Source organism: Aeribacillus sp. FSL K6-2848, assembly GCF_038004325.1.
Lineage (GTDB): Bacteria > Bacillota > Bacilli > Bacillales > Aeribacillaceae > Aeribacillus > Aeribacillus composti.
In genome coordinates, this window is sequence record NZ_JBBOQQ010000001.1 from 1,331,046 (window position 1) to 1,354,480 (window position 23,435).

Here is a 23,435-nt window from a genome sequence, read left to right on the forward strand (position 1 = left end):
AATTTTATAGACTTATACTAAAATCAGGATAAATAGGGGGTGTCTGGATTGGAAATATTAAAAACTGTAAATCTTTCCAAGAAATATAAAGGTCATAGTGTTGTAAAAAACATGAATATGACTATCAATAAAGGAGAAATATATGGTTTTTTAGGTCAAAACGGAGCTGGAAAAACAACCACGATTCGTATGATTATGGGCCTTATCAAACCAAGTTCTGGAGAAATTCATTTATTCAACAAGAAAGTGAATAACCCTTCACAGATTCCATTCGAACGAATTGGAGCAATTATTGAAACCCCAGGTTTTTATAATAATTTAACAGGCTATGAAAACTTGGATATTCATAGAAGATATATGAATATCTACAATAAAGAATATATCGACGAAGCTTTAGAAATAGTTGGATTAATAGAAAATAAACATAGAAAGGTAAAGGATTATTCATTAGGTATGAAACAACGCTTAGGTATCGCAAGAGCGTTATTGCATAAACCTGAATTATTAATCCTAGATGAACCGACTAATGGCTTGGATCCTAAAGGGATACGTGAAATTCGAGAATTGATTCACAAACTAGCTGAATTCAAAAAAATTACAATATTAATTTCTAGTCACATTTTAAGTGAAATTCAACAAATGGCAACTAAAATAGGAATTATTCATCGAGGGGAATTGTTGGAAGAGATTAGTTCTGAACAGATTTCCAAACGAAATCGAAAATATCTGCAACTTGTTATAGATAATGCTAATAAGGCAAGCGTGGTCTTAGAACAAAAACTAGGAATATACGATTATCATGTAGAAAACACCAATATAATTCGTGTCTACGAACGAATTGACGAGTCCGATGAAATTACTCGTGTTTTAGTAAATGAAGGAATAAGTATTAAGCAAGTCAATCTTACCGCAGATACACTTGAAGATTATTTCTTAAAGTTAACGGAAGGTGTAGCCCTATGAGTAACCTATATTATTGTGAGTTGCTAAAATTATGGAAGTCACCTATTAGATTTCTTATGGTTTTAGCCGGAATTGCTCCTGTTTTTTTCACTGTGTTTCCTCAATTCATGGCTCAAATGGCAGCAGATGCACCAGTGTCATGGGACTTAATAATACTTGGTAATCTTTCTTATTTCAACTTACTAATCGGAATACCCTTATTTTATTTAATTACAGGTTATATTTTCGCATATGAATACAAACATAACATTATATCTCAGCTTTTTTGCTATCCTAATTCGAGAAATAGTATTTTATTTGCAAAATTTTTAGCTATCAGTACGTGTATTGTAATTACTACTGCTATTTCCTTTATAGGATTATTAATAATCGGATTCATTTGGAAAAGTAGCGGTTTTGAAATACAAACTTTACTTGGCGGAGTAGATTTATATATATTCTCAATTATTCTTCAAATATTTTTAATACCTTTTGCAATTTGTTTAAGTATTTCTAAAAAGAGTATGGTACTTCCAGTTGGAGTAGCCATAATTTTAGTTATTGTAACAGGCTTTACAACAGGAACAACAGTTTCACAAATATTTCCGTGGGCTATCCCTTTAAATGTTATACTTCATTTGGGTAATCATGCTACGATGGAAAATATCATGTTCTTTACTGGAATCGTAATTCTTATCTTATTTTGTATTGTTACAACATGGTATTCTAAAAGATTATATAACAAAATAGACTAATATATCTTTTCTAAAATAATAGGCTCTTTATTAAATGGTGTTGGTGAATATTTTTTGTGACTTTCAATAGATATAATACAATCAGAAGCTTAGAGGACTTGCATCTTCTAAGCTGTTTTTAATTTGCGAAGTTTTGGGGCGATAACCAAAAGCAATACACTTGATCATCTTAATTTTTGGTCTGCTGTGAAAGAGATAGCCCTTTCAAGATCTAAGTAAGCGCCAAATATCCCACACCTTCTAACCATTTTGATGTTTTGTGATAACTACATCAACATCAAAAGTTAGGAGGTTTTTATTTTTATGTCCCTAGAAGAACGAAAACAAATGTGGCAACAACGAATCGATGCCTATCGATCTAGTGGAGAGTCAAGTGTAAAAGCTTGGCGCAAACAAAATCAAGTAGGTCATCAAAGTATGTATAAATGGATGAAAAGACTAGAGTTAGAGACAACTGAAACTTCACGCACTTCCACTCAATGGCTAACTGTTGAAGTATCCCATCCGTTAGATGAAAAAAACTCCCCACTCATCGTTAACATTGGGGAATTTTCCATCGAAGTAAAAGAAGGTTTCAATCCACTCCTTTTCAACGAAGTGGTTCAGGTTCTGAAAACACATGTTAAGTAAAACACCCATTCAACATGTTTATTTAGCAGCGGGAGTAACGGATTTACGCAAGTCGATTGATGGATTAGCAGCCATTGTTCGAATGAGCTTTCAGTTAGATCCTTTCTCTTCTAATCTCTTTGTCTTCTGTAATCGTAAACGAGATAAATTGAAAATTCTCCATTGGGATCACAATGGGTTTTGGTTGTACTATCGTCGTTTAGAAAAAGGGGTCTTTCAATGGCCTGATGAAAGAACTCCCGGCCCTTTGTGCATCACTCCCCGCCAATTCAGTTGGTTGCTCGATGGTCTTTCTTTTGAACAAAAACAAGCACATGAACAAGTATCCGCTAAAATCATGATTTAAAAGGAATTTGACATGGACCTGTCAATTCCTTTATTCTTTAACTTATGAACAAACACAAACAAACCAATGAATCAACAATTGAAGAACTGCAAGCGAGAAATGCGGAACTCGAAAAACAAAATGAAGCCTTACAGGCTAAAATCAAATGGTTGGAAGAACAATTCCGCCTTAGCCAACATAAAAAATTTGGGGCTTCCAGTGAAAAAACGAATCCGGATCAACTCGAACTTCCTCTTTTTAATGAAGCTGAAATCACAGCGGATGCCAAAGTGGAAGAACCTACACTTGAAACGATTACTTATAAACGGAAGAAGTCTGTAGGACAACGCGATGCGAAACTAGAGAACTTGCCTACGGAAACGATTCACTATCGCTTAGCCGAAGAAGAGCAGGTTTGTTTGTGTTGCGGTGGAACCGTACATGAAATGAGTACGGAAATCCGAAGAGAAATCAAGATTATTCCTGCTCAAGTAAAAGTCGTTGAGCATGTTCAACATATTTACAGTTGTCGTCAATGTGAACGGGAAGGAATCGAGACACCGATTGTCACAGCCAAAATGCCAACACCTATTTACCCAAAAAGTCTGGCATCTGCATCGGCTATGGCCTATATCATGAATCAAAAATACGTGGAAGGAATGCTGTAAATTAGCACACTATTTTAGAACCACTTTTTTCAAATTATTTTGGACTAAAATCGGAAATACCTCTAAAAATGTTTGCGAATTCTCTCCGATTTTGCACGCTTTTTCCGATTGTTTGCGCACTATTTCAGACGAGAATCGTAAAACCAAAAGGAGCCGTTCGGCCCCTTTCATTATGCCCCTGTTTCCTCCACCGCCATTCGAACAATTTCTTCGTCAATCACGTCTTTTTTTAGCTGGTAGCCGTATAAAAGGCAGGTAGTCGTTAACGTATTGATGACTCGTGGCCATCCTTGCGACTGTAGGGCAATTGCCTCTAGAGCCGCAGGGGTAAAAATCGAGTGTTTTACCCCTGCTTGCTTCATTCGCTGCTCAATGTACGCTGCCACTTCTTCTTTGGAGAGTGTCCCCATCCGATATCGCATGATGATTCGTTGCTGAAGCGGACGATGGTGATTCAAGCGCAGTCGTATCTGTAAGTGCGGCAGCCCTGCCAAAATCAACACGAACGGATTCGTTGAATCCATGTGAAAATTAAACAGAATGGCGATATCCTGCAAAAACGCATCTTTCGCTAGATGCATTTCATCAAGCAGAATCACAGGGGTGATTCGACGTTCATGATACATTCGTTCGATTCCTTGTTGAATTTGGTAAAACAAGTCCACCTTGCGGTATTTCGGCTCCTCGCCTAACCCTAAGGCTAGTCCTCGATAAAAATCCATCACACCACCCGTTGATAACGGGAAATACACCACGTGATACAACGAAGGATGTAACGATTCTTTGAACGTCCGAAGGGCGAACGTTTTCCCCACCCCCGGCTCTCCTGTCAGTAGACCGATTCCTTTCGTTCGTTTCACGTAATCCAATGCATGTAATGCCTCTTCGTAAGAAGACCCTCGATATGCTTCAGACGGACTTGTGTCTTTCGAAAACGGCTCTCGAGAAAGGGAGTAGAACGTTTTATACATCCGTTCCTTCCTCCTTTCCTAGTCCCGTAAATGGCGATCGATGGCGTTTCACGTGGGCATTATCGTGCAGACGCACCAGCGTCGCTTTCGCTGCTTCTTTGCCGTCTTCGTATACATACACCCCTTGCTCATCATACCGAATTTCCACTGATTGTCCGATAAACCGAGGTGGAACCTCATACAGCTGTTTGTTTAACGTAATCGTCCCATCGGCTTTCACTTTGCGAAACTCTCGCTTCAAAAAGACCGTATCCAGCCAAGTCGCATCCTCCACGAATGATACTACCTGCACTTGCGATTGAAACACTTCATGCGGCGTTTTTCCGTCTAACGACGCATGGGGCTTCCGGTGGTAGTCTTTTTCGAGCCACTTCTAGAAGCGTTCGTTCAGCTCTTGAAGCGACGTAGCCGGTTTCATCTCCAACAACGGGGAAAACCGAGTTTGCACCGTCTTAAAAAATCGCTCGATTTTCCCTTTGCTCTGTGGATCATATGGCTGCGTATGAATGAGCGTGATCCCTAATTCTGCGCAAGCATATTGTAGTGTCTCCGATCGATAAATTTTGCCGTTGTCCGAATAAATTCGTTTCGGCTTCCCGTACCGAAGCAGCGCTTCTTTGGTCACGATCCGCAACCCGTCAAATTTCTCGGAAGAGAAAAACTGAGCGTACGGTACGACCCACGAGCAGTCATCGATGTAGGCAATCAAAAATGTTTTTTGCGCTTTTCCGTTCTCTCGTATCATTGGACCATGGGACAAATCCCCTTGCCATAACTCATTGACTCGATCGTACGCAAACCGTTTTCGTTCAGGAATCGGTAAAATTTCTTTCCCCACGAGGTTGTATTTTTTGCACAATCGATATATAGTAAACTAAGATACAAGTTGTTTTTCGATTTCCCCCTGCTCAATAAGGTGTTGGTAAAACACCGTCACGGGGCATGTGGGGAAGTTTTTTTCTTAGGGTTAAAATATGATCTTCGTCTTCAGGTGACAGCCTTCGGGAATGACCACGGTCTGACCGTCGTTTTGGCTTCAGCGCCTCAAAGCCCCCTTTTTTGTACTGCGTGCACCAATCTAGAATCGTCTTCGCTGCGATCCGTTTCTCTCCATAGTGCGGAACCCAATGCATGCGCGTTGACACCTCCTTCAGGTACGATGTCCGATCCACCTGCCCATTGACTAACGGTGCGATCAATCCATACCGAAATAGGGCGATTTCTTGTCTCACCGATTCGTCCATCAGGGTTTCCTCCTTCTTCGATTTTGCGGAAGAACCAACAGGTTCGTCCTGCCTTCATCATAACCCATCACTTTCCACTCGTCGACGCAAAAGGTTTGTGGAATCGATTGCTTTTGGAAATAGATCCAAAAAGAAACAAATTAGGCACCGAATCTATTCGCTAAAAAATGGGTAGATTGTTCATTCCACATCGCTTGGATGAGTTTTTCCAAACAGACCTCCTCCATTTTTTGAATCCACTCCTGTGCTTGAACGAGTGGTTCATCGGACAACCCAAGAATTCGCTTCCCTTTGGTTTGAAAAAACCAACGAAGCCACGGTAAGTTGGAGAGTAGTCGACGCATATAAAAATAGACTCCTTGTCGGGTAGGAAAGAACCTTGACGAACGTGTCCCCTTGTCTAAGAGAAACGAGAGGCGCTCGTTGATGCATGGGAGGATCGTCCAAATCGTGTATTGGAAATAAGGGAAGAGAAACGTGGGAAGCACCGTAACCGTCTTTTGGCATATCGTGCATCGATAACGAGCAATCCAAATCCGATAGGCTTCTTGTCCCATTAATGCATTTCGTTCATAATAGCCGTGACGGTAAAGGGTTCGCTTGACTTGGCAATGTGGACAACGATGGATCGACGGAAAAGCATTCTGTTTTCCTAAGTCCGCATAGGTTTGCACATCGATTCCAAAGTCGTACAATCGAATCACGGTCTCGTTCTCCCCCTCCGAAACAATTTACTAAAAATTTAGCACACTCTTTCAGAAAAGGGGAGAAGAACATCCCGAAGGAATTTGCAAAAAAGAAGGCTTTTTATGCGGAGATAAAATGATAATTTACAGGAATGCCTCTTTATCGTCAAGAAAAGCAGTTGGAACGATTCGGTGTGTATTTATCACGCCAAACGCTCGCCAATTGGATGATTTATGGTGCAACCAATTGGCTTTCCATTCTATATAAACGGATGCATGAGCTATTACTCGAAAACGATATTCTGCATGCGGATGAAACTACACTTCAGGTTCTAGCAGAACCTGGACGAAAAGCGGATTCGAAGTCTTATATGTGGATGTATCGAACAGGACGAGACATACCGCCGATTATCTTATATGATTATCAAACGACTCGTCACAGTAAACATCCGAAGGCCTTTCTAAATGGATTTAAGGGATATCTGCATGTAGATGGATATGCAGGATATCATGAATTAAAGGATGTCAAACTGGTAGGTTGTTGGGCACATGCAAGGCGAAAATTCGATGAAGCACTGAAGGCATTACCAGCCAATGTGGATAAAACATCATCAACCGCTGCAGAAGGAATTCAATTCTGTAATCAATTATTCCAGATTGAAAGACAAATCAGCGAAAAGTTTGAGAACTGTACTCCCGAACAGCGCAAAGAATACCGTCTTGAGCACAGTAAACCTGTGTTAGACGCTTTTTTGGCATGGCTAAAAACAAAACGCCCTCAAGTTCCCCCAAAAAGCAAATTGGGAGAGGCAATTACACATTGTATAAATCAATGGAGTAAGCTCATAGTGTTTTTAGAAGATGGGCGACTTGAAATCGATAATAATCGTGCAGAGCGCTCGATTAAACCATTCGTGATGGGCCGTAAGGCATGGCTATTTTCCCAATCGATGAAAGGTGCATCAGCGAGTGCAATTATTTATAGCATTGTCGAAACAGCTAAAGAGAATCAATTAAATCCACTGAACTACTTAACATATCTTTTCGAACAATTACCATTGATGGATCTCCATGATGCCGAAACTATTGATCAACTCCTTCCTTGGTCGAAGACAATTCCAGAAGAAAGTCGCATTCCAATGAAAACTAAATAAAGCATACAATAAACGCCCACGAAAAAACACGTGGGCGTTATTTGACGCTTACAGATCTAACGTAATTTTTTTGCGTCAAGTTATGCACTTGAACTTCATCTTTCGTCCATTGGAGGCATCCGTTATCTAATCGTTTATAAAGTAATGCGAAACCATCATCGTCAAAGTATAATCATTTATAACGATCTCGTTTCTAACCGGAAAATAAAAAGATAGCTGCGCAATATGGATCGAGGTGGAACTGATCTTGTACAAGAGCAACTAATCCGACAATGCTTTTTCACATATTCGTTCGACCACTGACAATGTAGATATTTATTTTTTACATTCGTGAAGTCATAAATCATCTTTCGTCAGTTCCTACATGGTAGTTTGGATGACTCGATTCTTAACGCCAGGGCCAGGGTAAAAGGATTTTTTTATTTGATGGGCTTTGGTTTAGGCGACACACGATCTGCCGAAAGGTTTAGATGATGATCTATTTGAACGGAAACGATGGATACTTATTTGTTGCCATAAGAATACACCTCCTTAATTTGATAGTTTCATCAAACAGGAGGTGTACTTATAATATATGCGTATTATGTTTAGAATCATTATGAGACATGTTACACTACTCATTGTACTATGTGGTTTGGCGATTATTACATTTTACCAGAGTTTTGTTTTTTGTCTCTTTTTTGTGCAAAAAATGGGTGTTGGTTTTTATTCACCAACACCAAATATTAAACTCAAGTTTGACACCATTTCACTACATGTGGATAACTAAAGGTGATTATACCAATAGTTATCCACTTTTTTTATCGAAAATATAATCATTATGTAGTGTTATGTGGATAACTTTTGTATATCCAATAATATGTAATATATGTTATACTATTAGTGCTATGTATATTCGAATTAATAAGCAAAAAAATAAAAATGGTTCTGTTCGTCAATATCTACAAATATGTCGTACATTTCGTGTAGACAATAAAGTTCGGCAACAAACGCTTTGTAATCTAGGGAGGTTAGAACATTTATTAGAGAATGGCTCTGTCGATAACATAATCGAGGGATTAGCCAAATTTTCAGAGCGTTACTTTGACCGAATTCACGGGCAAGGCTCTTCCTCTTCTGTCTCCGTGCTTTGGACAAAAGAGTTTGGGCCGGTTTATCTGTTCCGAAAGGTATGGGAAAAGTTAGGGCTTGGTCGGCTATTACGTAAAATCATGGATGATTCCGAGGCTGCTTCTCAGTATGACGAAGCCATTTTTGCTATGGTGTTAAACCGTCTCATGGATTCCAATAGTAAGCATTATATCTTCAAACAATGGATCGACACGATTTATGCAGAAGGTCTTTCAGACATTCAACTCCATCACTACTATCGTGCATTAGACTTCTTAAGTGAACAAAAAGAAAAAATTGAGGAACAACTTTATGGACATTTAACCGATTTAACCTCATTAGAAGTAGATATCGTGTTTTACGACACGACAAGCACCTATTTCGAAGGAGAGGAAGCAGACGAACTGCTGGCTCACTATGGTTACTCCAAAGATCATCGTGGAGATCGAAAACAAGTCGTGATTGGCTTATTAATGACCAAAACAGGGATTCCGATTGGGCATCAAGTCTTCCCTGGAAACATGCATGATACGAAGACATTTGGCATGGTGGTTGGAGATCTGAAGAAGCGCTATCCTATTCAGAAAGTCATTCTAGTGGGAGACCGCGGAATGGTTAGTGAAGCCAACTTAGATCAAATTCGTGAACTGGGCATGGAATATATTGTGGGTGTCAAATTACGAAAGTCGAAGAAAGCCCAAGAGCTATTATCCATCCGTGGGCCATATAAGAAGGTTCTCCCGAATCTAAAAGTGAAGTCAAAGAAAATCGATGGCGAAACGTATGTACTCTGTTACAATCCGGACGCTGAAGAACGTGATCGAGCGAGTCGTCAAGTCGTGTTAGAAAACCTTCAATCGAAGCTTGATGAACTCGGTCCATCTGGACTCGTCAAAAACCGTGCGTATTCCAAGTTTTTAACGATAGAAAAAGCATCGGCCAAAATTGATGAAGAGAAGGTATCCAATGACGAAAAGTTTGACGGAAAGTACGCCATTCGGACCAACTCGTCATTAACGGATGAAGAGGCAGCACTTGCCTATAAAGAGTTGTGGAGAGTGGAACAAGCCTTTCGTAACCTGAAGTCGAATCTAGAACTTCGCCCGATGTACCATCGAGTGGAATCTCGTATTCGAGGCCATATCATGGTTTGTTTCCTTGCGCTTGTCATGGAATCCTTTTTGGCCTATAAGCTAAAAGAAATAGGATGCCAAACAAGTGTAAAGGATATTTTGCATGATGTAAGCCAGATGAAGGCCTCGAAAATACGCGTGAATGGTGAAGAGCAAATCGTTCGTACAGAATTACAAGGTCAAGCAAATCTAGCATTTGAAGCACTTGTCACACAAGCGCCTCCTAGAGTATTAGAAAAAAACACGTGCCACTAACAAGTGTAGTGGTACGTGTTGTGGGTAAAGTCCAAAACACCAGTATTTTCGGGCTTTTCTTTAGTGTACTCTGTCAAACTTGAGTTAAAGAGACAAAATGAGGATTACGCCTCTTTTAATGAACTAATTTCAAACAACAATAGACCATATCCCACACCTTTTTTAGTAATTAATAATTTTGGTTTTTTTGGGTTTTTTTCTATCTTTTTTCTAATCCTATTTATATACACATAAAGTGAATCTGTACCAATTGGATATCCTATTCCCCATACGCTGTTTATTATTTCATCAATCGTTAGTATCTCTCCCCTGTTATCTATAAATAACGATAGCAACTTGTGTTCTATTGTTGTTAAAGGGTAGATTTCCCCATTGTTTGAAATGCACTGATTTTTTCTATGGAAAATCACATTTTCATTTAATTTTACTATTTCTTCTTTAATTCGTTTATAAGGGAGAAAGAATTCGAAAAAGATGTTCTCTAGTATTGTTCCATCACTTTCTTCAATCTTTTCAATGTTTTCCGGTGTTAGTAGTAAGATTGTTCCAAATTTTAATTCTGCTAATTTAGTAAAATCTTTTATTGTGGACAAATCGATGATAAAGTAGGGTTTATCATTGGTAGTAATTTCTATATCATATTGCAAACTTCTAATATGTTTTAAGTACACACCCTTAGAGGAAAAGAATATACTTAATTTCTTTATGAGATTTTTATTTTCCGATACTAATAACACCACTATTATATCCTCTCCATAACCGGTTTGTTCGTTTTATAATTATACAATTCATGGTATAGACCTTGTTTTAATAGCAGTTCATCATGTGTACCTTGTTCAACAATTTCACCATTATTCATTACGAATATTTTATCGCAATTTCTGACAGTACTTAATCTATGAGCGATAATAACAACCGTATTATTTAGGGAATTTATATTATTTTCAATTATGCTTTGTGATGAATTATCAAGAAAACTTGTTGCTTCATCTAATACTAAAATAGAAGGTGAAGTTACAAGGCTTCTTGCAATTAGTATTCTTTGTCTTTGTCCTCCTGATAAATTGACCCCAGATTCGGAAATGATAGTATCATAACCCATTGGTAAGGACATAATATCATCGTGTATATTCGCTAATTTTGCAGCTTTAACTACATCTTCCATTGTAATGTTTTGATTAAACAATCTAATATTGTCTGCTACAGTTTGATGGAATAGACGAGTTTCTTGCAGTACAGTACCGATATTATTCCTTACTTTTTTAAAATCAACGTCCACATCTATTAAAAGTCCATCATATCGTATCTCCCCTTTTGTCGGAGTGTAAAGATTTATAATGAGTTTTGCCAACGTACTCTTTCCAGAACCCGAAGGACCAACAATCCCTATTTTCTCGCCTTTCGTTATGTTCATATTTATATTTTTCAACGCATAATCGCCGAATGAATCATAACGATAATAAACATTTTTCAACTGAATATTTCCTTGAAAATCTTAGTTTTTTGTGTCCTCTTCATCGTTTTCTACTATCATCAATGGGCTTTGATTTTTTTCCATTGCTACGACATCATATATTTTTTTTATATATGTGTCGACAAGAAGTAATTGATTATACGCTTGTCCTAATGATGCAATTGGACTAATAAAAGCTATTGCAATAGCGTTAAAACCGATAATTTCACCTACTGATAAGTCGGTATTAGTAACATAAAATGATCCTATCCACAGAACAATTAAAGGTATAATGAGCTGAATTCCTTGTATCAAAGAATCTTGAAGAGATTTAAATCTATTTCCCTTTTCAGCATATTTGAGTTGCTCATTAAATCGTTTCAACCATTCTTTATATACGTTTGATTCTCCACCAAGTATCTTTATATCCAAAATTCCTTGTATACTTTCAGAGATATAACTTTGTGTTTTGGCTTGTTCTGCTACCTCTTTTTCGTTTAATTTCCTTGTATAAACTGTAAAAGCTAACACGATAGTAAATTGGATTAACCCTAGTAACATCACAATTACCCCTAGTTGCCATAACGTTACTAGCATTATGATGGCATAAATAAACAGCATCAAAAAATCAATTACCAACGTTACTAATCTTGTTGAAAGAATTTGCCGAATGACAACATTAGAATTGGCACGAAAGACAAGATCCCCTACCGTACGATTTTGGAAAAATTTATACGATAAGGAGAATAGCCGTTGAATAAACGATGACATCATTGATCTATCTACTAATGTTTGAATTTTTGAAATTATATATCCCCTGGTTATAGTAAAAAGGCAATAGAAAGCAAATAAAAGGATTATAGATAACCCCAAATGTTCTATTCTATTTCCATCCACCATTTTATTAGTAATATTTGAAATAAACATAGGAATTAATATGCCGAAGAATTGAATAATTAAGGAAGTGAATATGACCAAATATATCCACTTTTTATGCTTGAATATAGATTGTAATAAAAAATTCCACTTCTTCCTTTTGGGTGATTTAACAAAATTTTCATTTGGCCTTAAAATAAGTGTATAGCCTGTAAACTTTGAAAGGAATTCTTTTAACTTTAATTTTTGGAATCCTTCGGCTGGGTCGACAATAATTGCTGACTTTTTATTTAACTTCTTTAAGATTACAAAATGATTGTCGTTCCAATGTAGTATTACAGGTTCAGTAAGCTGCATTAAGTAATTAATATTTGCTTTAACAGTATATGTTTCTAAATGATAATTTTTAGAAATATCTATAAGATTTTTGAATGACAGGCCTTTATTATTAACGGTGAAATCTTCACGTATTTCTGGAAGTGTAATGTGATTACCATAATAATTTAGTATCATAGTCAGACAAGCTAATCCACACTCTGCGGGTTCACTTTGTTCAATAAAAAGTATTCGTTTCATCAAATCACCTACTTTATTTAATTTTGTAAGAGATAAAGAGATAATATAAATACTTGTAAAACCCACAAAATTCATTATATTGTTATTGCGATATTTCCTACGGCTAAGTATAGCAAGTTTATTAAGATTATTTTGATAACTAAGAATAACTTAAAGAAAAGTTAAAAATGCTTAAGAAAAGGATAAGAAAGGAATGTTTATATGCCTGCAAAAGTACTAGTTGTAGAAGATGATAAGGAAATTAATGAGTTGGTTTGTAAGTGTTTAAAATCTGAAAGATACATTGTTAGAAATGTTTTAGATGGCAATAGTGCTTTAGAGGAAATAAGAACGGAGGTATTCGATCTCATTATCTTAGACTTAATGCTACCCGAAGTTGATGGGTTTGAAATTATTAACTACATAAGAGAACAAGAAAATTATACACCTATTTTAATCTTATCTGCGAAAAATGAAGAAGTTGATAAGATATTATCTTTGGGGCTAGGGGCGGATGATTATATAAGTAAACCATTTAGTATTGCTGAGTTTTTAGCAAGAGTAAAAGCTCATATCAGAAGAAATTCTTATTTTAAAAAACAATTTCTACATTCCGACGTGAAAATTATTAGATTCAAAGACCTTGAATTGGACCTTAATCAACATATACTAATTAAAAACGGTAAACAAATCACATTGACACCTAAAGAATTTGAAATATTAAAATACTTTATTGAAAATCAGAACAAAGTCATCAAGAAAAGAGAACTATATGAAGAAATATGGAAAGAACCATATTTTGATGATAATACTGTCATGGTGCATATACGTAAATTAAGAGAAAAAATAGAAGATGGCACGGAACAGACTTATATTCAGACAGTTTGGGGAATTGGATATAAAATGGAGGGAGAACAAAATGAGTAATATCATATTTACATGTATAATATTTATCCTTCTCCTTCTACTGATTACTGCTAAACTTAAAAGAAATAAAGATATTAATCAACTAAATTTCTTATTAAAAAAGCTTAATTCTGGTAACTATAATACTCGATTTCGTATCCGAACTTCCGATAAGAGAATTAAACTCTTATGTAATCAATTAAATAAAATTATGGATACCTTTCAACAATATAATGAAGAAAGAGAATATTTAGATAGAGAAAGAAAACGTATGATTTCTAATATATCCCATGATCTTAGAACTCCGTTAACATCAATTATTGGTTATATTGAATTAATTCAGGTCAATACAAATATGAATTTAGAACAGCATAATGAGTATTTAGCGATAATACATAAAAAGGCAAAAGACTTAAGTAATTTTTTAAATAGTTTTTTTGAACTGGCTAAAGTAGAAGAACAAGATTTTTCTATTAAACAATCAAAAATTAATATAATTAAAGTTATCGAGGATGTACTTGTTACGAATTATAACAAGTTGACTAATGAAAATATCAATATATCTTTTAATTATCCTTCAGAGAATCTGTTTGTTATTGGAAATGAATATGCAACAGAACGTATCATTCAAAATATTGTCGATAATGCAATAAAATATGGAAAAGAAGGGAAGATTATTGGGATTGATGTTTTCCCAAACAATAAGTATATTCAAATTGATATTTGGGATAAAGGTAAAGGTATTCCGGAGAATGAATTACCCTTTATCTTTACTCGGTTGTACAGAGGAGAAAAATTTCGAAATATATCCAGTAACGGAAGTGGATTAGGTCTTACCATTGTAAAGCAATTATTAAAAAAAATAGATGGAAAAATTGAAGTAACTAGCACCCCCTACTCTAAAACTACTTTCTCAATTTATTTAAGAAAACCTTAAATATATTTTAAGGTTTTGAGAACTATAATTTTAATATAAGCGGATGATACAATTTTAATATTAATAAATGGTGAGGATGATTGTATTGTTAACCGTATTATCTGCCGAATTTACAAAGTTGAAGCGATCATATTATTTTCTAGTACTATTTGTAATAAGTATCTTTATCTCAATCTTTGGCACACTTATCGCATCACAAGATGAGTTCACTACAAAAGGAGTGCTTAATCAGTCAGTAATATTAATTAACTATATGTTGGGTGTGCCTATATTTTCAATTTTTACAGGACTAATTTTTGCGAAGGAATACGAACAAGGGACGATTTCCTATTTATTCACGTCTTCTTATAAACGTATTGAATTTTTACTAGCAAAAATAGTATTAATCTTTTGTTTGATCAGCTTCATGGTAATTTTTACTTTTGTACTTAGTTTAATTATTGGTATGATTTTTTCTAATGAGACAATTACTCTCCAGGAGACTTTACCTTTTGTAAAAATTTATTTACTAACGATTGCTATGCAATTTGCACTTACTCCATTAGTGATTCTACTCACTATAATATGGAAAAACTATATTATTTCAATCGCATTAGGTATTGTGGCAGCTTTTTCTATTGGAATTATTACCGCAACACCTATTGGCGCTTACTATCCATGGTCAGCTCCCCTACTCATTACTTACGACTTTTTAGGTATTGTTGATATGTCAATAAATATACAAATTATGGGATTGCTGATTTTATTTGTTTCCACATTATTAGCTTCCTTAATTTGTATCCTAAATAGTGAGGTAAAATAGGAAATTCAATTACCGTTCAAAATATATATAAGAACGGAATATCTTTTACGATTCACTCTAAAGAACTTCACCTTTGCATCATTCCGCGATACATGGACCAGCTATACTACTCTGTCGTGGATTCAACGCCAGTTAAATACTTTATCTTCAAAAGCGATTTCACGAATATATTTTCTTCCTTATGGCGTTGCCACACCATGTAGATGAAAAGTATTTTAATTGAACTACTCCTACTTACAGTAAACCCTTGAAATGGGAGATTCCTACGAACAGAACTCTTCGGAGTTCTTTTTTAGTAGGCTAACCCCGTAGTTCTTACGGTTCGAAGGCGTAAATCTTCGGTTAAGATATTTTTAATGCGTTTTTATCTCGGTTATGTGTGGTATGGCAATGGTTATATGTCCACGTGCAATAAATGAATTTTGCTCTACACTGCTTACATTCTTACACATGTTCAATATGTTGCACGCACACAACTTTAACCGGAATAAATTTCGCTTCTTCATGAGCAATGGTTGTATCAATTTCGTGTATTAAAGCACCATATGGATCTAATTGTAATGAATCTTGAATGAGTGAAGCGAGACCATCGATACCTTTTCGCATGTTGTTTTTTCCACAAATGGTATAAATGTTTTTACGCTCGTAAAATCGTGTTTCATAGATTTTTCAACTTTCTCAAAATGGGTTGGATGATGTGCTCATCAACGCTATTAAAAAAGAAAATTTCAGTGACAGCAGTGTTAATGACACAACCTAGTTTAGCTGCATCAAGTGAGGATTGAAATGGCTAGTTTCGTTTGGAAGAGGATCAAGTTTAACAGGGGAGAAAATGGCTATATAAATGGCACTTCCTTTAATTGAAACATCTATCGTGCCGAAGATACAAACTGCTTTATATATGATGTTATTTGATTACGGACTTACAATATTTATAATAAAAACGCCCAAAGTAATAACACTATTGAGCGTTGTTGTTTACAGATATTTTTTACTGATAATCAAAATGAAGATTATAGATAGAAAAGCAATTAGGGCCATGAACGGTATTGTAATGAAACCGAATAAATTGACATATTCAGCATGACAAGGAATGCCCCCGATACACTGTTGGAAATCACCAAAGTTAGGTATCTTTTGTACTAAATAATGATATGTAGAAATGATACCTCCTACTATAGCTAAAGGTAAAACATATTTATGCACTTTCTTATGCCCATTATATATACCAATTCCTAATATTATCGTCAGTGGGTACATAAAAATCCGTTGATACCAACATAATTCACATGGGATAAATCCTTTAATTTCACTGAAATACAAACTACCTAAAGTAGCTATTATAGAAATTATCCAAGCAGCATTTAAACCAAATTGATAACTCCACTTCATTGTTCAACATTCTCTCTTATAATAGATTCTATTTCCTCGATATCAAAAGGATCTTTGACAACTGCATCATTAATAATAATGATTGGTACTTTATTAATATTATGTTTAGATAACTTTCAAATATCATATCAACCATTAAATATCGAAACCTAAAAATAACCTTAAAATTAAACATAAAAAACAATCATGATTTTTCAATCACAACCCTTGCATGAAAAAGGCACCTTCTTCTCCATTAATTTAGATGTGCCAAATTTTTTTCACAGAAAAACAGCAGGAGGAATAAATCCAAATATTTTTATTATGTACACTAATATCAAATTTCGAGAGAACTATGTTAAGTTATACAGAAATTCCAATACTTTCTCAATGGGCTGATGAGAGATTAATATACACCTAATTTCATAATAGTTGGAAGTTCAATTTATGTGAACTTCCAACTATTTGATGCATTATAGAACATTCTGTTGGGTGTGATTTGTATACAACGTAAGAACGAAATAAAAAAAGCACTTTTACGATGCGAACAACAAATAGCCAGTTCGCTGAAAAATTTTTTCAGTTAGCTGGCCATTCGTCGTGCGTACCGAAAGGTGCGCTATTTTTTATTTCGGTCTTACGAGACACTATCGGCTAGTATGTGCAGCCTGTGGTGTCCTTTTTATTTAGAGGACATTAAGGTCATCTAACAATTCGATACAATCCTTCTATTCCATGATAGCGCATGACTACTATTCAAAAATAAATTATGAACAGGAAATAAATATATCAAGTTTTAAAGAAACTAGTAAAATTTTTGAGGCATTTCAGAATTATAGGCTAGACAGAATAAATAATCTTGCTATTGATTTTGAACAATTTCAAGAAGCATTTAAAAATAATGCCCGTGAAGCTTTTGAAACCCTCTTCCAACAGGGAGTAACTGATAATTTATTTGCTAAAATTATGGAAAATTTGACTTCCAAAAAACATACCTTGGAAAAATATTATAAGTACCTGAATCGGCTACACTTAAATGGACAATAAAATTAAGGTTAAGTAGACTAAACACCAAATTTGGGTATACTGCTTATTAAACATAAAGGATCCGTACTAGAAACTTTACTTGGAGTGGCGGGTATGCTAGCCTTGTCGGCGAGACAGATGAACACATCATCTGACTTCCTGGCTGGGAAAGCATGCCCGCAGAGGCTCCATGTCAAGTTTCGTCGCAAACCCACTGTTTTGGTGGTCTACTTCAACACTACCACAGTTAAGGAGAGTTTAAAAATGAGAAACAGACGAACATTCACTGTAGAATTCAAGGCTCAAATGGTCAAGCTTTATGAAAATGGGAAACCAAGAAAAGATATTATTCGTGAATATGATTTAACGCCTTCAGCCTTGGACAAATGGATCAAACAAAAAAAACATCCTGTTCATTTAAGGAAAAGGACAATCGTTCTCCAGAAGAAAATGAATTGATCCAGCTTCGAATAGAAAACAAGCGTTTATTGATGGAGAATGATATTTTAAAGCAAGCCGCGCTGATACTAGGACAAAAGTAAATGTGATCAAGAATAACAGACACAAATACTCGATATCAGCAATGTGCGATGTCCTACAACTTCCAAGAAGTACCTATTATTACGAAGTAAAAGAAAAAAGGAATGCAGAAGATGAACTGACAGCTGCCATTCTGGAAATTTTCCAGAAAAGCCGCAAAAACTATGGTACACGTAAAATCAAACATGAATTAGAGAAGCTTGGTATGATTGCCTCAAGACGAAGAATTGGCAGAATCATGAAAGAAAACGGGCTAGTATCAAATTATACGATTGCCCAGTTTAAACCTCATGTAGATAAATGCAATGAATCAAAAGTTGAAAATGTGTTAAAACGAGAATTTGATCAACAAAAAGAATGAACAGTTGTGGTTAGTGACCTAACATACGTTAGAGTAGAAAAAAGCTGGCATTACATCTGTTTATTTGTCGATCTTTATAATCGAGAAATTATTGGTCATAGTGCAGGCCCAAACAAAGATGCCCAGCTAGTCTACCAAGCTTTATCGACCGTGAAAGCAGATTTACGGCAAATTCAATTATTTCCACACAGACAGAGGCAATGAATTCAAGAACAAGACAATTGATGAAGCTCTGGATACTTTTCAGATTAATCGGTCGTTAAGCATGAAGGGTTGTCCCTATGACAACGCAGTAGCTGAAGCAACCTTTAAAATTATCAAAACAGAATTTGTTAAGGGTAGATATTTCGAAAATTTAGACCAAATGAAACTGGAATTAGATGATTATGTTTATTGGTTTAATCATATTAGAATCCATGGAACACTTGAGTATTTAAGCCCGGTGGAGTACAAAGAGAAACACCTCAAAAAAATTGTCTAGTTTAGTGTTGACATACCATCATCTATCGAAAAACCTAAATGGGATAGTAAAGAAATTACAATATGGAATCTACAACAAGTGATTTCATTTCTTAAGGTTGCAAAATCCAGTCCTTACTATATAGCTTTCCTCCTTGCTATCATGACAGGAATGAGACAAGGTGAAATTTTAGGACTGCGATGGAAAGATGTAGATTTCAAAAATGAATGTCTCTATATAAGACAAACTCTTACACACGATGGAAAAGGATTTAAAGAGGGTGCTAAGAGCAAGGCTGGTAATCGTTCAATTGGTCTAGATGCCAATACACTTTCCGCTCTTAAACAACAAAGAAAGATAGTCATTGCAAACAAGCTAAAGTACGGGAGCGCCTACAATGACTTTGACCTTGTTGTTTGCACTTCTAAAGGAAAACCCATCAATCCAAGAAATTTACTAAGAACATTTGACAACTTGATTATCAAAGCAAATCTACCCAAAATCCGATTCCATGATTTAAGACATACACATGCAAGTTTAATGCTACAACAAGGTGAAAACATTAAATTAATATCGGAGCGGTTGGGGCACAGTAGCGTAAAAATCACACTGGATACTTATTCACATGTTTTACCTAGCATGCAAAAAGAGGCGTCTAAACGTCTTGCAAGCCAACTGTTTAATAGCTAGAATGCTGTATCTGTGACCAAAATTGTGACCACGAGAGCGAGCTGAGTTCGTTTATACAAAAAACAAAAGGCTTGAAACCCTTGATACGCAAGGATTTCAAGCCTCTCATTTTAGTGATTCCGACTGGGCTCGAACCAGCGACCTCCACCCTGTCAAGGTGGCGCTCTCCCTGCTGAGCTACGGAATCATATTAACAAAACAGATGAATTTCTAATGCGTTTTTTTGACAATATCTATTGTAATGTTGTTATAAAAATATGTCAAGCCTCAATATGCAAGTTTTTTTACTTGCTGTAGTTTTTAATCATTGATAAGCTCTTTCTGGTCTTAGAATCTAAATTGATAAAAGGAAGTGCTTTTAATAGAAGCACAAATGTTGAGAATTATAACTCAAGTTTGACACCATTTCACTACATGTGGATAACTAAAGGTGATTATACCAATAGTTATCCACTTTTTTTATCGAAAATATAATCATTATGTAGTGTTATGTGGATAACTTTTGTATATCCAATAATATGTAATATATGTTATACTATTAGTGCTATGTATATTCGAATTAATAAGCAAAAAAATAAAAATGGTTCTGTTCGTCAATATCTACAAATATGTCGTACATTTCGTGTAGACAATAAAGTTCGGCAACAAACGCTTTGTAATCTAGGGAGGTTAGAACATTTATTAGAGAATGGCTCTGTCGATAACATAATCGAGGGATTAGCCAAATTTTCAGAGCGTTACTTTGACCGAATTCACGGGCAAGGCTCTTCCTCTTCTGTCTCCGTGCTTTGGACAAAAGAGTTTGGGCCGGTTTATCTGTTCCGAAAGGTATGGGAAAAGTTAGGGCTTGGTCGGCTATTACGTAAAATCATGGATGATTCCGAGGCTGCTTCTCAGTATGACGAAGCCATTTTTGCTATGGTGTTAAACCGTCTCATGGATTCCAATAGTAAGCATTATATCTTCAAACAATGGATCGACACGATTTATGCAGAAGGTCTTTCAGACATTCAACTCCATCACTACTATCGTGCATTAGACTTCTTAAGTGAACAAAAAGAAAAAATTGAGGAACAACTTTATGGACATTTAACCGATTTAACCTCATTAGAAGTAGATATCGTGTTTTACGACACGACAAGCACCTATTTCGAAGGAGAGGAAGCAGACGAACTGCTGGCTCACTATGGTTACTCCAAAGATCATCGTGGAGATCGAAAACAAGTCGTGATTGGCTTATTAATGACCAAAACAGGGATTCCGATTGGGCATCAAGTCTTCCCTGGAAACATGCATGATACGAAGACATTTGGCATGGTGGTTGGAGATCTGAAGAAGCGCTATCCTATTCAGAAAGTCATTCTAGTGGGAGACCGCGGAATGGTTAGTGAAGCCAACTTAGATCAAATTCGTGAACTGGGCATGGAATATATTGTGGGTGTCAAATTACGAAAGTCGAAGAAAGCCCAAGAGCTATTATCCATCCGTGGGCCATATAAGAAGGTTCTCCCGAATCTAAAAGTGAAGTCAAAGAAAATCGATGGCGAAACGTATGTACTCTGTTACAATCCGGACGCTGAAGAACGTGATCGAGCGAGTCGTCAAGTCGTGTTAGAAAACCTTCAATCGAAGCTTGATGAACTCGGTCCATCTGGACTCGTCAAAAACCGTGCGTATTCCAAGTTTTTAACGATAGAAAAAGCATCGGCCAAAATTGATGAAGAGAAGGTATCCAATGACGAAAAGTTTGACGGAAAGTACGCCATTCGGACCAACTCGTCATTAACGGATGAAGAGGCAGCACTTGCCTATAAAGAGTTGTGGAGAGTGGAACAAGCCTTTCGTAACCTGAAGTCGAATCTAGAACTTCGCCCGATGTACCATCGAGTGGAATCTCGTATTCGAGGCCATATCATGGTTTGTTTCCTTGCGCTTGTCATGGAATCCTTTTTGGCCTATAAGCTAAAAGAAATAGGATGCCAAACAAGTGTAAAGGATATTTTGCATGATGTAAGCCAGATGAAGGCCTCGAAAATACGCGTGAATGGTGAAGAGCAAATCGTTCGTACAGAATTACAAGGTCAAGCAAATCTAGCATTTGAAGCACTTGTCACACAAGCGCCTCCTAGAGTATTAGAAAAAAACACGTGCCACTAACAAGTGTAGTGGTACGTGTTGTGGGTAAAGTCCAAAACACCAGTATTTTCGGGCTTTTCTTTAGTGTACTCTGTCAAACTTGAGTATAAATTATGCGAAACGACCAACCGGGTTTCCGAGAGGTTTTTGTTCCTGATTGACGACAAAGTGTAACAGTAGTTATTTTTCCGTTTTATCTAAATAATCTGTAAGGAGTCCTCTTTGTTATACAAAATGATAGGAAAGAAAAAGGAGTGTCCTTTTGCCATTTATGCAATATTTTTGAAATCGTTTTAATAATTTGATAGGATAACATTTATAATATCGATCATTTTTGAAAATCCTTATAAAGGAATGTGATAAAAAATGAAAAATGGCCAAGTCTTGGATCAGAGGCACCGCCCTTTGCGCGATTTGCGTATTTCTGTAACCGACCGATGTAATTTCCGGTGCACGTATTGTATGCCGAAAGAGATATTCGGAGACGATTATCAATTCCTTCCGAAGGATCACTTGTTGACGTTTGAAGAAATTGCCCGGCTCACGAAAATTTTTGTTGAGCTTGGCGTGAAGAAAATTAAGCTGACGGGAGGCGAACCGCTTCTTCGAAAGGATGTATATAAACTAATTGCCATGCTTTCAAAAATTGAAGGAATTCATGATATTGGTTTGACAACAAACGGCGTGTATTTAAAAAAGTATGGCTCAAAATTATATGAAGCAGGTCTTCGCCGATTGAACATCAGCCTTGATGCGATTGATGACGATACGTTTCGCCGTCTAAATGGCCGAGATGTATCAGCAAAAACGGTCTTGGCAAATATTGATTATGCTGTATCGATCGGTTTTTCGGTTAAAGTAAATATGGTTGTACAAAAAGGAGTAAATGATCACCAAATTTTGCCGATGACGGAATATTTTAAAAACAAGGGGATTCCATTAAGATTTATTGAATTTATGGATGTAGGCAATACAAACGGCTGGAATATGAAAGATGTCTTGATAAAAAAAGATATTGTAAAGATGATTAGTTCTGTTTATTCCATTGAACCAATTGATGAAAACTACTTTGGAGAGGTAGCCAAGAGATATCGTCATCAAGACACAGGTTCAGAAATCGGATTTATTACATCAGTATCAGAACCATTTTGTTCAAGCTGTACGAGGGCGCGTATTTCATCAGACGGAAAGCTGTACACTTGTTTATATGCCCACGAAGGATTTGATTTACGGGATTTCATTCGTTCAGGAAAAAGTTCAGAAGAAATCAAAATGGCTATTGAACGTGTTTGGCAAAATCGTAAAGATCAATATTCTGTTGAACGTACAGAAAACAAAGGTATGTTGAACAAAAATAAAATTGAGATGTCATATATAGGAGGATAAACAATCGGCGTTTGGTGATGAAATGCTGATTGTTTTTTTTATTTTTTTTTAGAAAATTCGAAA

Annotated in this window: 19 protein-coding genes, 1 tRNA gene and 5 pseudogenes; 15 read left to right on the forward strand and 10 right to left on the reverse strand. The window is 36.1% G+C overall.

Annotated elements, in window-relative coordinates; genetic code table 11:
* Positions 1-48: 48 nt before the first annotated feature.
* The 5 genes and pseudogenes from NSS70_RS06655 to NSS70_RS06675 form a co-directional block, all read left to right on the forward strand.
* Positions 49-963, forward strand: a complete 915-nt coding sequence (locus NSS70_RS06655; protein WP_340436152.1) for an ABC transporter ATP-binding protein — start codon at positions 49-51, stop codon at positions 961-963.
* The gene (locus NSS70_RS06660) at positions 960-1,697 is read left to right on the forward strand and encodes an ABC transporter permease (protein WP_340881103.1); all 738 of its coding nucleotides are present in this window, start codon (positions 960-962) and stop codon (positions 1,695-1,697) included. Before NSS70_RS06655 ends, NSS70_RS06660 begins: the two co-directional genes overlap by 4 nt.
* Before the next feature lie 303 nt (positions 1,698-2,000).
* Positions 2,001-2,327 carry an IS66 family insertion sequence element accessory protein TnpA gene (gene tnpA / locus NSS70_RS06665; RefSeq protein ID WP_340881104.1) on the forward strand — a complete coding sequence of 109 codons (327 nt, stop codon included), beginning with the start codon at positions 2,001-2,003 and terminating at the stop codon, positions 2,325-2,327.
* Entirely contained in the window at positions 2,317-2,673 is a 357-nt protein-coding gene (tnpB, locus tag NSS70_RS06670; RefSeq protein WP_340881105.1) for an IS66 family insertion sequence element accessory protein TnpB, read from the forward strand. Before tnpA ends, tnpB begins: the two co-directional genes overlap by 11 nt.
* 44 nt (positions 2,674-2,717) lie before the next feature.
* A pseudogene (locus tag NSS70_RS06675) lies at positions 2,718-3,314 on the forward strand (transposase); the annotation flags it as partial.
* Positions 3,315-3,490: 176 nt separating this feature from the next.
* Here NSS70_RS06675 and NSS70_RS06680 read toward each other — a convergent pair.
* The 3 genes and pseudogenes from NSS70_RS06680 to NSS70_RS06690 all read right to left on the reverse strand — a co-directional run bounded on the left by NSS70_RS06680 (position 3,491) and on the right by NSS70_RS06690 (position 6,239).
* Positions 3,491-4,291: an ExeA family protein gene (locus NSS70_RS06680; protein WP_063389145.1), complete on the reverse strand. Its 801-nt coding sequence runs from the start codon at positions 4,289-4,291 to the stop codon at positions 3,491-3,493.
* A pseudogene (locus tag NSS70_RS06685) lies at positions 4,284-5,535 on the reverse strand (IS481 family transposase). Before NSS70_RS06685 ends, NSS70_RS06680 begins: the two are co-directional and overlap by 8 nt.
* A gap of 140 nt (positions 5,536-5,675) precedes the next feature.
* Entirely contained in the window at positions 5,676-6,239 is a 564-nt protein-coding gene (locus NSS70_RS06690; RefSeq protein ID WP_063388963.1) for a DUF6431 domain-containing protein, read from the reverse strand.
* A gap of 131 nt (positions 6,240-6,370) precedes the next feature.
* Between NSS70_RS06690 and tnpC the strand changes: the two are divergent.
* Positions 6,371-7,375, forward strand: a pseudogene (gene tnpC, locus NSS70_RS06695) (IS66 family transposase); the annotation flags it as partial.
* A 37-nt stretch (positions 7,376-7,412) separates the two neighbouring features.
* Here the strand turns inward: tnpC and NSS70_RS20800 are convergent.
* Positions 7,413-7,535 (reverse strand): annotated as a pseudogene (locus NSS70_RS20800) (hypothetical protein); the annotation flags it as partial.
* 727 nt (positions 7,536-8,262) lie between these two features.
* Here NSS70_RS20800 and NSS70_RS06700 point away from each other — a divergent pair.
* Positions 8,263-9,873 carry an IS1634 family transposase gene (locus tag NSS70_RS06700; RefSeq protein ID WP_340880959.1) on the forward strand — a complete coding sequence of 537 codons (1,611 nt, stop codon included), beginning with the start codon at positions 8,263-8,265 and terminating at the stop codon, positions 9,871-9,873.
* Between the two features lie 104 nt (positions 9,874-9,977).
* On the opposite strand, the gene NSS70_RS06705 is transcribed toward NSS70_RS06700, so the two are convergent.
* From NSS70_RS06705 to NSS70_RS06715, 3 genes are read right to left on the reverse strand one after another with little or no spacing between them, the layout of a single operon-like run.
* Entirely contained in the window at positions 9,978-10,613 is a 636-nt protein-coding gene (locus NSS70_RS06705) for a winged helix-turn-helix domain-containing protein (RefSeq protein WP_340434346.1), read from the reverse strand.
* A gap of 2 nt (positions 10,614-10,615) precedes the next feature.
* A complete protein-coding gene (locus tag NSS70_RS06710; RefSeq protein WP_340881106.1) occupies positions 10,616-11,347 on the reverse strand; it encodes a peptidase domain-containing ABC transporter in 732 nt (243 codons plus the stop codon).
* 21 nt (positions 11,348-11,368) lie between these two features.
* Complete coding sequence (locus tag NSS70_RS06715) at positions 11,369-12,778, reverse strand: peptidase domain-containing ABC transporter (protein WP_340881107.1); 1,410 nt, start codon at positions 12,776-12,778, stop codon at positions 11,369-11,371.
* Between the two features lie 201 nt (positions 12,779-12,979).
* Between NSS70_RS06715 and NSS70_RS06720 the strand changes: the two genes are divergently transcribed.
* The 3 genes from NSS70_RS06720 (at position 12,980) to NSS70_RS06730 (ending at position 15,402) form a co-directional block, all read left to right on the forward strand.
* A complete protein-coding gene (locus tag NSS70_RS06720; protein ID WP_340436503.1) occupies positions 12,980-13,684 on the forward strand; it encodes a response regulator transcription factor in 705 nt (234 codons plus the stop codon).
* Positions 13,677-14,600: a sensor histidine kinase gene (locus tag NSS70_RS06725; protein ID WP_340436506.1), complete on the forward strand. Its 924-nt coding sequence runs from the start codon at positions 13,677-13,679 to the stop codon at positions 14,598-14,600. The genes NSS70_RS06720 and NSS70_RS06725 overlap by 8 nt, the downstream gene beginning before the upstream one ends.
* Before the next feature lie 85 nt (positions 14,601-14,685).
* Positions 14,686-15,402 carry an ABC transporter permease gene (locus NSS70_RS06730; RefSeq protein WP_340436507.1) on the forward strand — a complete coding sequence of 239 codons (717 nt, stop codon included), beginning with the start codon at positions 14,686-14,688 and terminating at the stop codon, positions 15,400-15,402.
* A gap of 444 nt (positions 15,403-15,846) precedes the next feature.
* On the opposite strand, the gene NSS70_RS06735 is transcribed toward NSS70_RS06730, so the two are convergent.
* Both NSS70_RS06735 and NSS70_RS06740 read right to left on the reverse strand, forming a co-directional pair.
* On the reverse strand, positions 15,847-16,008 hold the full coding sequence (locus NSS70_RS06735) for a hypothetical protein (RefSeq protein ID WP_340881108.1): 162 nt from the start codon (positions 16,006-16,008) through the stop codon (positions 15,847-15,849).
* 372 nt (positions 16,009-16,380) lie between these two features.
* Entirely contained in the window at positions 16,381-16,794 is a 414-nt protein-coding gene (locus tag NSS70_RS06740; RefSeq protein ID WP_340433740.1) for a disulfide oxidoreductase, read from the reverse strand.
* A gap of 714 nt (positions 16,795-17,508) precedes the next feature.
* Between NSS70_RS06740 and NSS70_RS06745 the strand changes: the two genes are divergently transcribed.
* The 3 genes and pseudogenes from NSS70_RS06745 to NSS70_RS06755 all read left to right on the forward strand — a co-directional run bounded on the left by NSS70_RS06745 (position 17,509) and on the right by NSS70_RS06755 (position 19,850).
* On the forward strand, positions 17,509-17,820 hold the full coding sequence (locus NSS70_RS06745) for a hypothetical protein (protein WP_340881110.1): 312 nt from the start codon (positions 17,509-17,511) through the stop codon (positions 17,818-17,820).
* Positions 17,821-18,063: 243 nt separating this feature from the next.
* Positions 18,064-19,181, forward strand: a pseudogene (locus NSS70_RS06750) (IS3 family transposase).
* A 78-nt stretch (positions 19,182-19,259) separates the two neighbouring features.
* On the forward strand, positions 19,260-19,850 hold the full coding sequence (locus tag NSS70_RS06755; RefSeq protein WP_340881112.1) for a site-specific integrase: 591 nt from the start codon (positions 19,260-19,262) through the stop codon (positions 19,848-19,850).
* Positions 19,851-19,964: 114 nt separating this feature from the next.
* Here the strand turns inward: NSS70_RS06755 and NSS70_RS06760 are convergent.
* Positions 19,965-20,037 (reverse strand) — tRNA-Val (locus tag NSS70_RS06760).
* Between the two features lie 359 nt (positions 20,038-20,396).
* Here NSS70_RS06760 and NSS70_RS06765 point away from each other — a divergent pair.
* On the forward strand, positions 20,397-22,007 hold the full coding sequence (locus NSS70_RS06765) for an IS1634 family transposase (protein ID WP_340880959.1): 1,611 nt from the start codon (positions 20,397-20,399) through the stop codon (positions 22,005-22,007).
* Positions 22,008-22,352: 345 nt separating this feature from the next.
* Positions 22,353-23,372: a GTP 3',8-cyclase MoaA gene (gene moaA, locus NSS70_RS06770; RefSeq protein ID WP_340881114.1), complete on the forward strand. Its 1,020-nt coding sequence runs from the start codon at positions 22,353-22,355 to the stop codon at positions 23,370-23,372.
* The last annotated feature ends 63 nt before the right edge of the window (positions 23,373-23,435 follow it).